General features: G+C 67.3%; 9 protein-coding genes. 5 read left to right on the forward strand and 4 right to left on the reverse strand.

Annotated features, from left to right (window positions below; translation table 11 throughout):
* Positions 1–101: 101 nt before the first annotated feature.
* Complete coding sequence (locus tag HWX53_RS24050; protein WP_244140241.1) at positions 102–2,624, forward strand: PAS domain S-box protein; 2,523 nt, start codon at positions 102–104, stop codon at positions 2,622–2,624.
* A 16-nt stretch (positions 2,625–2,640) separates the two neighbouring features.
* On the opposite strand, the gene HWX53_RS24055 is transcribed toward HWX53_RS24050, so the two are convergent.
* The gene (locus HWX53_RS24055) at positions 2,641–3,414 is read right to left on the reverse strand and encodes a DeoR/GlpR family DNA-binding transcription regulator (protein WP_175945621.1); all 774 of its coding nucleotides are present in this window, start codon (positions 3,412–3,414) and stop codon (positions 2,641–2,643) included.
* A gap of 288 nt (positions 3,415–3,702) precedes the next feature.
* Between HWX53_RS24055 and HWX53_RS24060 the strand changes: the two genes are divergently transcribed.
* The 4 genes from HWX53_RS24060 (at position 3,703) to HWX53_RS24075 (ending at position 8,941) form a co-directional block, all read left to right on the forward strand.
* Positions 3,703–4,710, forward strand: a complete 1,008-nt coding sequence (locus tag HWX53_RS24060) for a 2-keto-3-deoxygluconate permease (protein WP_175945623.1) — start codon at positions 3,703–3,705, stop codon at positions 4,708–4,710.
* The gene (locus HWX53_RS24065; protein WP_175945625.1) at positions 4,707–6,017 is read left to right on the forward strand and encodes a four-carbon acid sugar kinase family protein; all 1,311 of its coding nucleotides are present in this window, start codon (positions 4,707–4,709) and stop codon (positions 6,015–6,017) included. Before HWX53_RS24060 ends, HWX53_RS24065 begins: the two co-directional genes overlap by 4 nt.
* Before the next feature lie 34 nt (positions 6,018–6,051).
* The gene (pdxA, locus tag HWX53_RS24070) at positions 6,052–7,053 is read left to right on the forward strand and encodes a 4-hydroxythreonine-4-phosphate dehydrogenase PdxA (RefSeq protein WP_175945627.1); all 1,002 of its coding nucleotides are present in this window, start codon (positions 6,052–6,054) and stop codon (positions 7,051–7,053) included.
* Positions 7,054–7,561: 508 nt separating this feature from the next.
* The gene (locus HWX53_RS24075; protein WP_175945628.1) at positions 7,562–8,941 is read left to right on the forward strand and encodes a CoA transferase; all 1,380 of its coding nucleotides are present in this window, start codon (positions 7,562–7,564) and stop codon (positions 8,939–8,941) included.
* Between the two features lie 579 nt (positions 8,942–9,520).
* On the opposite strand, the gene HWX53_RS24080 is transcribed toward HWX53_RS24075, so the two are convergent.
* The 3 genes from HWX53_RS24080 to HWX53_RS24090 form a co-directional block, all read right to left on the reverse strand.
* Positions 9,521–9,901 (reverse strand): DUF1801 domain-containing protein, encoded by a 381-nt coding sequence (locus HWX53_RS24080; RefSeq protein ID WP_175945630.1) that lies wholly within the window; start codon positions 9,899–9,901, stop codon positions 9,521–9,523.
* A gap of 42 nt (positions 9,902–9,943) precedes the next feature.
* A complete protein-coding gene (locus tag HWX53_RS24085; protein WP_175945632.1) occupies positions 9,944–11,653 on the reverse strand; it encodes a PQQ-binding-like beta-propeller repeat protein in 1,710 nt (569 codons plus the stop codon).
* 347 nt (positions 11,654–12,000) lie between these two features.
* Positions 12,001–14,574, reverse strand: coding sequence for a glucose/quinate/shikimate family membrane-bound PQQ-dependent dehydrogenase (locus HWX53_RS24090; protein ID WP_175945634.1), 2,574 nt, complete (start codon positions 14,572–14,574; stop codon positions 12,001–12,003).

The following is a 14,574-nucleotide window of genomic DNA, read 5'->3' on the forward strand; positions in this document are numbered from 1 at the left end:
GCTGGCCTTTTAGGCAAACGTTTGCGATTCATTTGTGTTTCAATTAAGGCCTTTCTGCCACCGATACGCCGATTTCTGCGCGCCACCTTCGCGCTTCATCGATGGATAAAAGAGCTATGCGCTTTCAGTACGAGGCTTCCGCATCCAACAAGAGGCACAAGCCCGATCAACAACGCCAGGCGCATTTCCAGCGGTGGTTCGCAACGTTCGCCAGTCTCGCGCATTCGCGCCTGCCGCTGCCGGCGTATCTGCAGAAAGTCACGGACACCTTGCGCGAAGTCGCCGCGGTCGCGTCCGCTGTCATCGAATGGATCGAAGACGATCAACTCGTCTATTGCGCAGCCAGCGGCGCGGCCGCGCAGCATGTCGGCGTACGGCTGCCGAGCGCCGGCAGTCTGTCGGGCCTGTGCATCACGCGTCAGCAGGCGCTCATCAGCCGCAATACCGCAAACGACCATCGCGTGGATCGCGCGGCGTGTCAGGCGGTCGGCGCCGTTTCCATGGTGGTTGCGCCCGTCGTTTATGAAGGCCGCTCGGTCGCGGTGCTCAAGCTCATCTCCGGCGAGCCGGACCAGTTCGACCAGTCCGACATCGCCATCCTGAACGCCTTCTGCGCGTGCATCGCGGAGACCATCGCGCGCGAGGAAGCGGCGCAGGAAAATCGCAAGCTCGTGGCGGCCAACGCCAGCGTGAGCGCGGACTTGAGCGTGGAATCGACGCTGCGCGCGGAGTACGAGAAAAAGCTCGCCGATGCGCTGCGCCGCCGCCGCACCGTGATCGACAACGCGAACGTCGCGTTCGTCTCGATAGACGAAGCCGGCATGGTCGTCGACTGGAACGAGGCCGCGGCAACGCTCTTCGGCTGGCGCGCGCAAGAGGCGCTGAACCGCGAGCTCGCGCAGATGATCGTACCCGAGCGCCTTCGCGACGCGCATCGCGCCGGCCTCACGCGCTATCTCGCGACCGGCGAGGCGCGCGTCATCAATAACCGCATCGAGCTTCCGGCCTTGCGGCGCGACGGCACGGAGTTTTCCGCCGAACTGACGGTGAGCGAAGTGTGGTTCGACGGTCAGCGGCAGTTCGCGTGCTTCATCCACGACATCACGGACCGGCTGCGCGCGACCGAAGCGAACCAGCGCCTGCGCCTTCTGATCGATTCGGTCAGCGACTACGCGATCTGCATGCTCGACCGGCACGGCATCGTGCAATCCTGGAACGACGGCGCTCGCGCCCTCTACGGCTACACGGCGGAAGAGGCGGTCGGGCGGCATTTCGCGCTGTTCTATCCGCCCGACGAACTGGGCCGCGACCGCCCGGACGAAACTCTACGCCGCGCCAGCGACCAGGGCCGCGTGGAGCACGAAGACTGGCGAGTGCGCAAGGACGGCACCGCGTTCTGGGCGCATGCCATTCTGAGCGCGCTGCCGTCCACCAATGGCCGCGAGCAGAATTTCGTCGCGATCACGCGCGACATGACCGCGCGCCGCCGCCTGGAAGAACTCGAAGCGTCGAGCCGGCGCATGAACGAATTCCTCGCGCTGCTCGGTCACGAGTTGCGCAATCCGCTCGCGCCGATACGCAACGCCGTGAGCATCCTGAAGCTGAAGGCGTCCGACGATCCCGACGTCAACCGTAGCCGGCTGATCGTCGACCGGCAACTCGCGCATCTGACGAAGCTCGTCGACGATCTACTCGAAGCGGGCCGCGTCAGTTCGGGCAAGATTCGTCTCTCGACGGAGATCGTGGATATCGCGGATGTCGTGCACTTAAGCGTCGAAGCGAGCCAGCCGTTGTTCGATGCGCGCGGCCAGCACCTCGCGGTCGAGGAAAGCGGCCAGCGCTTGCATGTGAACGGCGATCCCACGCGGCTCGTGCAGGCGCTCAATAATCTGCTCAACAACGCGTCGAAGTTCAGCCCGCCCGGATCGACGGTCACGCTCGAAGTCGGCCCGCGCGGCAACGCGGCGATGCTGCGCGTGACCGATCAGGGACGCGGCATTTCCGCCAATGCGCTCGCCACGGTCTTCGATCTGTTCGTGCAGGAGCATCCGCCGGGCGCGCATCTCGACGAAGGCGGGCTCGGCATCGGCCTGACGCTCGTGCGCGCGATTGCGGAACTGCACGGCGGCCACGTCGAGGCGAAGAGCGGCGGCACCGGCAAGGGCAGCGCGTTCACGCTGTGGCTGCCGCTCGCGCAGGCGCCCGCGGACATCGGAGCGACGCCGGCGGAGCCCGCGGCATCGGCGGATCGGCAACTGGAAGTGCTCGTGGTGGACGACAACCGCGATTCCGCCGACAGCATGACGCTGCTCGTCGACATGCTCGGTCACACCGCGCGCTCGGCCTACGACGGCGAAGAGGCGTTGCAGCAGTTCGGCGCGCGCCGGCCGCAGGTCGTCCTGCTCGACCTGTCGATGCCGGGGCTCACTGGCTTCGATGTGATTCGCGGCATCCGTGAGCAGGCGAGCAGCGACGGCGGCAAGCATGTGATCGTCGCCGCCATGACCGGGCTCGGATCGGACGAAGACATTGCCCGCACGCGCGCCGCCGGCTTCGATGCGCATCTCGTGAAGCCCGTGGATCTCGACGAAGTGGAAGCGGTGCTCGCCCTCGCCGCCAAATGAAACCGGCAGCGCGCCGCTAGCGCGCCTCGCTCTCCGCGCGCTCGACGGTCACGTTGCCGCGCTCCGTGAAGCGGCTCGCGGCGGCCGGGTCGGCCAGCGAATCGGTGATGAGCGTCCACTCGCGTTCGAGCGGCGTCCAATGCTGCTGGCTCGCGCGCCCGAGCTTGTCGGACGTGACGAGCACAAACACGCTTGCCGCCTGCGCGACGATGCACTCCTTCAGAAACGCTTGCTCCGCCGTGGCTTCGCATAGTCCGCGGCCCGCCACCACGCCGTCCGCGCCGAGAAAAGCCAGGTCATACGTCACGCGCGAGAGCGCAAGCTGCGCGATAGGTCCGAGCGTGCTCATGCTCGACGGCCGCACGTCGCCGCCAATCAGCGTCACGCGCACGTCCGCCGACGCGAGCGCGCTCACCGCCAGCAGATTGTTCGTCACGACCTGAATGTCGTTGCGCCCCGCGAGGCAGCGCGCGAGCGCGGCGGTCGTCGTGCCGCCGTCCAGAAAGAGCGTGTCGCCGTCCTGCACATGCCGCGCCGCCGCCCGCGCGATGGCTTCCTTCTGTTCCCGAAAACTCCCCCGCCGGGTATCGAGCGATTCCTCCGGCTCGTGCACGCCGACCGACGCCGCGCCGCCGTATGTGCGCACGATGCGGCGTTCCTCGGCGAGCGCGCGCAGGTCGCGCCGCACCGTCGCCTCGGACATGCCGAAGTGCTCGCACAGCGCGGCCACATCGTTCATGCCGGACAGCACGGCCTTCAACATGGCTTCGCGGCGTTTCTCGACTTTCATGCGGTTCCTGTTCGATTGAGCGTGATGACGCGTGCCGCGTGCGGCGGACCGCAAGTTTAGCGAATCGGGCGGCGCTTTCGGGCTCGGGCAATGCTGACCGACGTCTCTCAAACGCACGCTGCCGCTTTTGATCGCTTCGATCATTAATCATCACAACTTTTGCGCGTTTCGATCAGTGTAAACGCCTAGAAGCGTCGAATTGCGCGCGGTTCGATCAAAGGATACACTTGGAATGATCGATGCAATCATTTCTTGATCGAACCAGACAAGATCCTCCTGGAGACACCCATGGCCCAGATTCCCATCAAACGCGCGGTGGAGCGCGTACCCGGCGGCATGATGATCGTTCCGCTTCTGATCGGTTCGCTCATCGCGACGTTCCTGCCGGGCATGCCGAAGTTCTTCGGCTCGTTCACGAACGCGCTCTTCACCGGCGCGCTGCCGATTCTCGCGGTCTTTTATGTCTGCATGGGCGCGGGCATCGACGTGAAAGCGACGCCCTACCTGCTCAAAAAAGGCGGCGCGCTTTTCGCCACGAAAGTCGGCATGGCGATTCTGACGGGCATCGTGCTCGGGCATTTTCTCGGCGAGCAGCCGATCAGCTCCGGCATGTTCGCGGGCATCTCGACGCTCGCCGTCGTCGCCGCGATGAACGACACGAACGGCGGCCTCTACATGGCGCTGATGGGCCAGTACGGACGCTCGGAAGACGTCGGCGCGTACACGATCATGTCGCTCGAATCGGGTCCGTTCCTGACGATGGTCACGCTCGGCGTCGCGGGCCTCTCGGCGTTTCCGTGGCCGACGCTCGTCGGCAGCATTCTGCCGCTCGCCATCGGCATGTTGCTCGGCAATCTGGACCGCGACATGCGCGACTTTCTCGGCCGCGCGGTGCCGGTGATGATTCCGTTCTTCGCGCTGGCGCTGGGCGCGAGCCTCGACTTGCACAAGGTCTGGCAGGCTGGCTTGCTCGGCATCGGCCTTGGGCTTGCGGTGGTCATCGTGACGGGCATTCCGCTCTACTTCGCGGACCGTCTGACGGGGGGCACGGGCGTGGCAGGCGCGGCGGCAGCCAATACCGCAGGCAATGCGGCGGCGGTTCCCGCGCTGATCGCAGCGGCCAATCCGGTCTACGAATCGGCGGCGAAGTCGGCGACCCTGCTCGTCGCGGCATGCGTGGTCGTGACGGCCATCGTCACGCCGATCGTCACCGCCGCGATTGCGAAGCGCGTGAACGCACGCAGCGAAGCGCGCGTGGCGGTCGGCGCGCGGGACAAGCGGGGAGCCACGCAATGAGCGCGCAGCCTGCCCAAGCAGCAAGCATGCTGATTCTCGCCGATGACCTCTCGGGCGCCGCCGACTGCGCCATCGCGTTCGCGGCGTCCGGGCGCAAGACGGTCGTGACGCTGGAGGTCTCGTCGCCCGGCGACCACGCCACCGTGATCGCCGCCGACACCGACACGCGCCGCCTCGCCCCCGCCGACGCCGGCGCGCGCGTCGCGGATGCGTGGCAGGCGCTGCGCGCGCCTGGCCGGCGTTTGTACAAAAAAATCGATTCGACGCTGCGCGGCAACTGGACCGCGGAAGTCGCGGCGCTCGCGCGTCTCGCCGGGCCGGCGATCGTCGCGCCCGCGTTTCCGGCGACGGGCCGCGACGTGCGCGGCGGCATCGTGTTCGTGCATGGCGTGCCGCTAGAAGAGACGGAAACGTGGCAGCTCGAACACGCCGGCCGCGATGCGCGCCTCGGGCCGATGCTCGAAGCGGCGGGCCTCTCCACCGCGCACGTCGCGCTCGACACGCTGCGCGGCGAGCCGCAGTCACTCGCCGCGATCATAGCGACGGCGGCGGCGAACGGCACGGGCGCGTTGATCGTCGATGCCGAAACCAGCGACGATCTCGCCGCGCTCGCGCGCATCACGGCATCGCTCGATACGCCGTTCTTTTGGGTCGGCTCGGGCGGACTCGCGCGCGAACTGGCGGCGCTGCCCGGTCTGTTCGAAGCCGCTGCATTGACGGAGGCGCGGCATGCGTCGGCGGATGTGGCGCGCGGCCCGGTGCTCGCGCTGGTCGGCAGCCTGTCGGCCGTGTCCGAGCGGCAATGCGCGATGCTGCGCACCGAAGCGGGCCTCGTCGAATTCATCCTGCCGCCGGCGGTGCTGCGCGACGGCGAGCGTCATGCAGACTGGCAAGCGTGGGGCGAGCGCATCGGCGAAACCTTGCGCGGCGGTCAGGATCTGATCGTGCGAATCGGACGCGACGATGCCTTCGACCCCGCTGAAGGCGCGCGCCTTTCGACCGCGCTTGCCGCGCTCGTCGCGCCGCATTTCGACGCGCTCGGCGGGCTCATTGCGACCGGCGGCGAAACCGCCCGCGCGATGCTCGCGGCGGCGAACGTCGGCAGCCTCGAACTCGTGCGCGAAATCGAAGCCGGCGTCGCGCTCGGACGCGCCACGACGGGCGTATCGGACACGGCGGGCGGCGCCGCCATCGTCACGAAGGCAGGCGCGTTCGGCAGCGAGCACGCGCTCTACGGCGCGTATCGTCATCTGCGCGGACTCTCGAACGAACACGCGGAAGCGGCCTCGCCCGTTGGCGCCCGCTAAGAACCACGCGAACTCTCAACATCTATCAATCACCATGACCAACTATCATCCCGTAATCGGCATCACGATGGGCGACGCGAGCGGCGTGGGCCCGGAAATCGTCGTCAAGAGCCTCGCGCACGACACCGTTTATCAGCAGTGCCGTCCGCTCGTGATCGGCGATGCGCGCCGCCTCGAGCGCGCCATCGGGATCACCGGCGTGAAGGCCACCGTGCGGCGCGTCGAGGACGCATCCGAGGCGCGCTATGAACCGGGCGTGATCGACTGCATCGACCTCGGTCTGATTCGCGACGACCTGCCGTTCGGCCAGCTTTCGCCGGTCGCGGGCGACGCCGCTTACCGTTATATCGCCCGCGCGGTCGAACTGGCGCAGGCGAATCAGATCGACGCCATCTGCACCGCGCCGCTCAACAAGGAAGCGCTGCACGCGGGCGGCCACAAGTTCCCGGGACACACGGAGATGCTCGCGCATCTGACCGGCGTGGACGAAGTGTCGATGATGCTCGTCGCGCCGAAGCTGCGCGTGATTCACGTGACGACGCACATCGGCATCATCGACGCGATCCGCAAGATCGAGCCGGGGCTCGTGCAGCGCACCATCGAGCGCGGCGACGCGACGCTGAAGAAAGCCGGCATCGCGAAGCCGCGCATCGGCGTGTGCGGGATCAATCCGCATGCGGGCGAGAACGGTCTTTTCGGCTATGGCGAGGAAGAGGAGAAGATCATCCCGGCGGTGAAGGCGTTGCAGGAACGCGGTCTCGACGTGACCGGCCCGCTGCCCGCCGACACGCTGTTCTATCGCGCGGGACGCGGCGACTTCGATCTCGTCGTCGCGATGTATCACGACCAGGGACACGGCCCCGTGAAGGTGCTCGGGCTGGAAGCGGGCGTGAACGTGACGGTCGGGCTGGATGTGATCCGCACGTCGGTGGATCACGGCACGGCGTTCGATATCGCGGGCAAGGGCATCGCCGATGAAGGCAGCATGCTCGAAGCACTGCGTCAGGGCGCGGAACTGGCGACGCGGCGGGGGTGATTGGTGGTTGGGCGGGTTGATCGCCGCTCGGTATCGCGGGGACGGGCATCGTCGATGGAGGCGGCATGCCGGATTCGCCGTACCGGGGCGCGGAATCGGCGGCACGGCGCGGCTCGGACTGAAGCCGCTACGGCAGGATGTGGCAAGCGGCGGCGCGCGGGCCGCGGCTGAAGGCGCGACGCCTGCGCGCAGGATTCGGCGCACGGCACGGCTCAGTCCCAAGCCGGTGCGGCGAGACGCGCAACCGGCAACCCGCGCGCCTGAGGCTGAAGGCGCTACGCCCGGACGCAGAAGAGGGCACGGCGCGCCCCCGACCGAAGCGACTGCGGCAAGACACGCAACCGACGACCTTGCACGCCCGGGCTGAAGGCGTCGCGCCGGGCGCATAGCGTCGGCACGTTGCGGCTGCCGCGTCCGCAGCGGCCCGGCACCCGCCCATAAAACTGTAGCGGGAAGCCGACGCGAATCGGCGCGACAATGACGCATCTTTCGTCGCCGCGCTCCGATCATGACCGCTTCCTTCGATACCCTCACTTCCCTATGGCGCATCGCCGGTCTGCCCGGCGATGCGCTTTCGTTCGTCGACCTGACCGGGCACGATCCGGTCTTTCCTTCTACCTTCGCCGTCGGCACGGCCGCGCAGTCCACCATCGCCGCAGCGGCGCTCGCCGCCTGCGAGCTCGCGCATGTCCGCGGCGCGCCGCGTCAGCGCGTGGCGGTCGACATGACGCACGCGGCCGTCGAATGCACCGGCTATTTCACGCTCGACGGCAAGGAGCCGGAAACGTGGGGGCCGTTCTCCGGGCTCTACCGCTGCGCCGACGGCTACGTGCGCATCCATGCGAACTTCGCCCACCATCAGGACGGCGCGTTGCGCGTGCTCGGTCTCGATCCGGCCACGGCGACGCGCGCCGACGCCGAGCGCGCGCTCCTCCAGTGGCGCGCGGGCGACTTCGAGGAGGCCTGCGCGCAACGCGGTCTCGTCGTCACCAAGCTGCGCCGCTTCGACGAATGGGATGCGACGCCGCAAGGCCGCGCGCTCGCCGGGCAGCCGCTGATGACGTTCACGCGCATCGGCGATGCGCCCCCGCTCGCGCTGCCACCACTCGCCGCCGATGCGCGTCCGCTCTCCGGCGTGCGCGTCCTCGATTTGACGCGCATTCTGGCCGGCCCGGTCGGCGGTCGCGCGCTCGCCGCGTTCGGCGCGGATGTGATGCTCGTGAATTCGCCGCATCTGCCGAACATTTCCGCCATTGCCGATACGAGCCGGGGCAAGCGCTCGGCCCATGTCGACTTGCGCTCGGAAGACGGGCGCACGGCGCTGTGGCGTCTGATCGGCGACGCGCATGTGTTCTCGCAAGGCTATCGGCCGGGAGGGCTGACATCGCTCGGCTTCGGACCGGACGAGCTGGCGGCGCGCCGGCCGGGCATCGTGCAGGTGTCGTTGTCGGCTTACGGAACGCAAGGCCCGTGGGCCGGGCGGCGCGGCTTCGACTCGCTCGTTCAGACCGCGATGGGCTTTAACGCGGCCGAAGGCGAGGCAGAAGGCGCAGGCAAGCCTCGCGCGCTGCCCATGCAGATGCTCGACATGGCGACCGGCTTTCTGATGGCGTTCGGCGCGGCGGCGGCGCTGTGGAAGCAGCAGCGGGAAGGCGGAAGCTGGCATGTGGAGGTATCGCTGGCGCAGACGGGGAAGTGGCTGCGCGGCCTCGGCCGGATCGAGGGCGGTCTCTTCGCGAAGAAGCCGGATATCGCGGCGTTTCTGGAGCGCGTGCCATCGGGATTCGGCGAACTCGAAGCGGTGCGGCCGAGCGCGCAACTCGCGCGCACGCCTGCGGGCTATGACAGGGCGTCGGTGCCGCCGGGGACGTCGGAGGCGCGTTGGTGAGGGCGAGCTAAGTCGAGGCGGCCGGATGGCTCTTCATCGGCGAAGCGCGCCTCTCGACGCTTGAGTAACGGTGGCCTGGATGCGGCGCGGCCAAGCCCGCACCTCACGCGAACGCCGGCCGGCTACGAGAACGCTTCGGTGCCGCGAAGGCGCGTCGGAGCCTCGCACGGTGAAAGCGCGTAGGTCGAGCGGCCAGATTTGACGGTTCGCTTCCTACGATCAGAGCGGTCTCTCGACGGCGGACTGTTGGCGGTGCGGCCAAGCCCGCTGCGCAGGCGTCCGTCGGCCAGTTGCAGAAGCAGCCAGCGCGATTGGACACGCTCAGAGCGTCTTGTGAAGCCGATAGACGCTCGACCGGCCCATGCCGCCGCGAGCCATCTCCGGCTACGCGAATCGGGCCGCTTGGCCAGTATGAACTGCGCGAAGCGTCTTGAGCGCCACGCGGCGCGCATTAGAGATTGCGAACCGGAACAGCGACAAGCGCCTTCACGCATGCTCCGCATCCAACCGTCATTCGGTCTACAAAGCAATTACTTGCTTGAGTCGCGCCGCTCGCGAGAGAAGCGACCCGACCCGCTCTCACCTCCTCGACTTCTTCGTTCTCTTTTGATTGAACTCAATCGCCGCGCGCACCAGCCGCGTGAGCCGCGCCGCATCGACCGTATCGCCTTCCAAGAAATCGATGGCCCGCCGCGCGTTCCCGTCCAGCCCCGCGTTGAACAGCCCGTCGGGATCGGCAATCGACGCGCCGTGAGCGAACGTCACCTTCACTTTGCCCTTGTGCGCGTTGGCGACCGCGATCATGCCGTCGCGATACCACACCGGGCTTCCCATGTACTTCCATTCCTCGACGATCTCCGGATCGGCATCGAGGATGCTTTCGCGCACGCGGGCAAAAGTCTGCCCGCGCCAGTCCGTCAGTTCGGCGATCAACTGGTCGATGCGTTGCGATGCGTTCATTCGATCTCTCTCACTCTCGATGAAGCGATGACAGTACCGAATCTATCGCGAAAGCACTCCGAACACGCCCACGCCGCTGCGCGTGCCCACGTACACCTTGCCGTTCGCAATCGTCGGCGTGATGAACTTGTTGCCCTGGCCGAACTGGTCGCGCGCGCCGGCCTGTCGGCTGTTGTACAGCTCGCGCGCGAGATTCGACGCGTCGTACGCGTGCAGCGCCGCGATGGTGCCGTTTTCCGCCGCCCACACGATGCCGTTCGCCGCACCGTTCGCCGACACGCTCGGCGTCGCGCCCGGAAAGCCGAAACTCGTGGGCGTCTGGCTGGCGGGCGTGGACGAGAGCCGCGCGTCGCTGATCGTGAATGCCTTGATGCTGTCGCCTATCGCGCCGAAGTACACGGTCCGGTTGTAGTACGCGGGCATGCCGAACACCGGCCCGCGAATCTGCCCGACGAGCTCCTGATAGATGTGATCCGCGTTCGAATCGAACTTGCCCATCGAATCGCGGTTGACCACGTAGATCACCGAGTTCTTGCCCGCGCCGAGCGCGAGATGGCGGATCGCGCCGCTTGCATCCGGAAGATCGGGTAACACGAGCGCGCCGCCGGAACCGAGATCCTCGTCCGCGCTCGACTGCTGCACCGTGTTCGACGGCTGGAAGTAATCGGTGACGGCGAGCGTCGGCGTCGTGGCGAGCTTCAGGAAGCCGTTGCCGAAATCGCCGTGAATCGGCATGCCCTGCCCGTCGAGCGTCGCGTCGAAGGTACCGTTCGCATCGAGAAGATAGATGGACGCGCCATCCGAAGCGAGGCCCGCGCCGCTCATCCAGATCGCGCCCATCTGTCCGTTGGGCGTGACGTTCAGCACGCTCGCCTGTTGCAGCGTGCTCGCGTTGTAGCCGATCACCCAGCCGGTGTACGGCATGATGTCGCAATGCGACGTCCATGCCGTATAGACGACGCCACCCAGCAGCAACAGCGACGCTCGCTCGGCGTATTGCCCCGGATCGAACACGACGCGCCCGTTCTGGCTGCCCACGCCGGTGCCGCGGTACGATGCGGCAATCTCCGTCGGGCCGCCGAAAAGCTCCGCGCCCGTCGCAAGGTCGAGCGCGTGGATGCGCTGGTGATAGCGGCCCCCGCCGTCTTTCGACATGCCGACGACATACATCGCGCCGCGCGCGCGGTCGATGACCGGCGTCGCCGTGATGCCGATGGTCGGCGTGATCTGACCGCAGCCGTGGTCGTCGCTCGGGGTCTCGCCGCTTGCGAGCGTGCTCGCTTTCCAGAGCGTGGCGCCGGTGTCCGCGTCGAACGCAAAGACGCTCGCTTTCTCGGTCGCGACGTACAGCACGTTGTGCGTGCCGCCCGCGATGGGCACGGCGGCGAGGAAAAGCGGCTGCGCATCGACGGGGCCGTCCGCCGCGAACACGGCGAGCTTGCCGAACGTGGCCGCGTTGACGTTTGCGGGCGTCAGCACGGATTCGTAAAGCTGCTGGCCGGTGCGCGCGATGTCGTTGTGATAGGTCGCGACGTCCATCGGGTGCGTGGCCGGCTGCGTCGGGTTGCTGCCGCTTGTTCCCCCCGATGCTGCGGCCGGACTGGACGCGGGCGCTGCCGCCCCGCCGCCGGCCGCGACGGAACTCGTCGTCGATGAAGAACCGCCCCCGCTGCATCCCACGGCGATCGCCGCCGCGACCATCGCCGCGCCGAGCAGGGAGAGCACTGCGCGAACCGAAAAATGCCGACTCATGTGCGTTCTCCTTCTGGGAACGAGCGAAGCACGCGGTTCAGTCGATTATCGCGCTAAGTTCGCACTATGAGTCGTTCAGCGTAGCCAGCCTTGCAGGCGTCGTTTGCTGCGTCGCACCAAACCTGCTAATATACGGGTTACTACCTAGGTAGTTAAACTAGACGCCACCGATTCAAGGAGTTGCCATGGGAATTCTCGCCCCGCTTTTTTCGCTTATCGCCGACGCCGTTCGTGACGCACTGAAGGCCCGCGCCAAGGTCAGCGCGCTGATGGCCGAAGCGTATCGCCGCGCGGTGTAAGTCCGCTTTCGGGCGGCGGTTCAACGCGCCGCCGCCCTCCCGCTCGCTTCACGGCAGCGTGTACGCGATCGCGTAATCCCCCGCCTTGGTTCCCAGCGAACCATGCCCGCCCGCCGTCACCACGATGTACTGCTTGCCGCTCGCGTCGGCGTAGCTCATGGGCGTCGCCTGGCCGCCTGCCGGCAGACGCGCTTCCCATAGCTTGTTGCCGTTGCGCACGTCGTAGGCGCGCACGTATTGATCGAGCGTGCCCGTCAGGAACGTGACGCCGCCCGCCGTCACGATGGTGCCGCCGAGGCTCGGCACGCCGAGCGGCATCGGAATGGGCAGCGGCGCCTTGTCGCGAATCGTGCCGTTCTTGTGCTGCCACGCGATCTTGCCCGTGCGCAGATCGACACCCGCGATATACCCCCACGGCGGCGCCTGACACGGAATGCCGAGCGGCGACAGAAACGCGTTCAGCTCGAACGCGAACGGCGTGCCGCGCGCCTGCTTGATGCCGCTCGTCTCGCTGCCCTTCTTCTCGCCCGCCTGCTCGTCCAGCTTCTCGCGCGGGATGAGCTTCGACGTGAACGCCATGTAATCCGGATTCGCGATCAGAATCTGCCGCACCGGATCGACCGATACGCCGCCCCAGTCGAAGACGCCGAAGTTGCCCGGAAACACCAGCGTGCCCTGCTCGGACGGCGGCGTGAACGGCCCTTCGTAGCGCAGACTCTTGAACTTGATGCGGCACCAGAGCTGATCGAACGGCGTCGTGCCCCACATGTCCGCCTCGCGCACGCGCGGCGGATTGAAGTTGAGCGCGGAGACGGCCTGCGTCGGCGACGTGCGGTCGCCTCGCGCCGCGCCTTGCGGCACCGGCACCTCGTTGATCGGGATGATCGGCTGGCCGGTTTCGCGATTCAGCACGTAAAGGCTGCCCTGCTTCGTCGACGCGATCAGCGCCGGCTGCATGCCTTGCGCGGTTTGCAGATCGACGAGCGTCGGCTGTCCGCCCACGTCCATGTCCCAAAGATCGTGGTGCGTGAACTGATAATTCCAGCGCAGCTTGCCGGTCGCGAGATCGAGCGCGACGACGCCCGCGCCGAAACGTTCGGCCTGCTGCGTGCGCTGACCGCCCCATTGGTCGGGCGTCTGATTGCCCATCGGCAGATAGATCATGCCGCGCTTTTCATCGACGCTGAAGATCGACCACATGTTCGGCGAGTTGCGCACGTAGGTTGCGCCGGGCGCGATCGGCTCGGTGGCGTCCGGGTTGCCCGAATCCCAGTTCCAGACGAGATGGCCGTCGTTGACGTCGTACGCGCGGATCACGCCGGACGGCTCGTTGTTCGATTCGTTGTCCGTCACGTGACCGCCGACGATCACGAGATTGCGCGCGACGGCCGGCGGCGAGGTCGAGTAATAGCCGCCCGGCGTGAACGGCCCGATGTTCATGCGCAAGTCGATGGTCCCGTTCTTCCCGAAGCTCGCGCAGGGCTTGCCCGTGTCGGCGTCGAGCGCGATCAGGCGGGCATCGGCGGTCGGGAGAAAGAGCCGGCGCGGGCATTCGTTCGAAGGCGCGGCGGGTTGAGGCGCCGGTTGCGCGGCGGTTTGATCACCGCTCTGCGCGGGCGCGGAGGCAGCAGCATCGCTGGACGCGGCGGGCATGGAGGCCGCGCCATCGCTCGTGGCGGCCGGCGCGGACGCCTGCGCATCGGATGACGCGTCCGGCGCGGCGGACGCTTCGGACGCGGCCGCAGGCGAAACCGCCGCCGCATGCATCGCCGGATCGTAATACGCGACGCCCCGGCAAGTCATGTGCTCCCAATGCTTGAACCCGACCGCGCTCTGAATCTGCGGATCGAAGTGCCAGCGCTCCTTACCGGTCGCGGCATCGAGCGCAAAGACCTTGCTGTGCGGCGTGCACAGAAAGAGCGTGTCGCCCACTTTGAGCGGCGTGTTCTCGTCGGTCGTTTCGGTCGGATCGTCGGGGCCGGGCATGTCGCCGGTGCGGAACGTCCACGCCGTTTTCAGCTGATGCACGTTCTGCGGCGTAATCTGCGCGAGCGGCACATAGCGCTGTCCGAGCGGCGAGCCGCCATAGTCGATCCAGTCGCCGGGTTGGCGTCCGGTCGCGGCGTTCAGGTCGGGCTGGTTCGGGTCGGCGGCCACGCTGACGTCGATGCTCCCCGCGCGATCGTGCGGATCGGTGAAGTACGTGCCGATGCCGAGCAGCACCGCCAGCACGATGGCAGCCGCGAGCGGCACGCGCGCGGCCCGCGCAGTCGAAGGCGGACCGAACAGCGCGCCGCGATGAACATAAGGAATGAGCAGCCACACCGCGAGCAGGACCCAGATCCACAAGCGCGGCAGAAGCTGCCAGAAGTCGAAACGCGCTTCGAACACCGCCCAGATCGTCGAGCCGAACAGCACGAGCGCGAAGAGCAGCAGCGCGGAGCGGCGTCGGATGAGCAGGAGAAGGCCCGTCAGCACGATGGCCACGCCGGTGATCGCGTAGTACCACGATCCATTGAGCGTCACGAGATACGCGCCGCCCGCGGCGAGCACGAGTCCGATCACGATGAATGCGATAGCCGTGCCGAACGTCAGCGGATGAAGTCTTGAGGTACTCGCCAT

Origin of the sequence: Caballeronia sp. BCC1704, assembly GCF_902833455.1 — a bacterium.
Classification (GTDB): Bacteria; Pseudomonadota; Gammaproteobacteria; order Burkholderiales; family Burkholderiaceae; genus Caballeronia.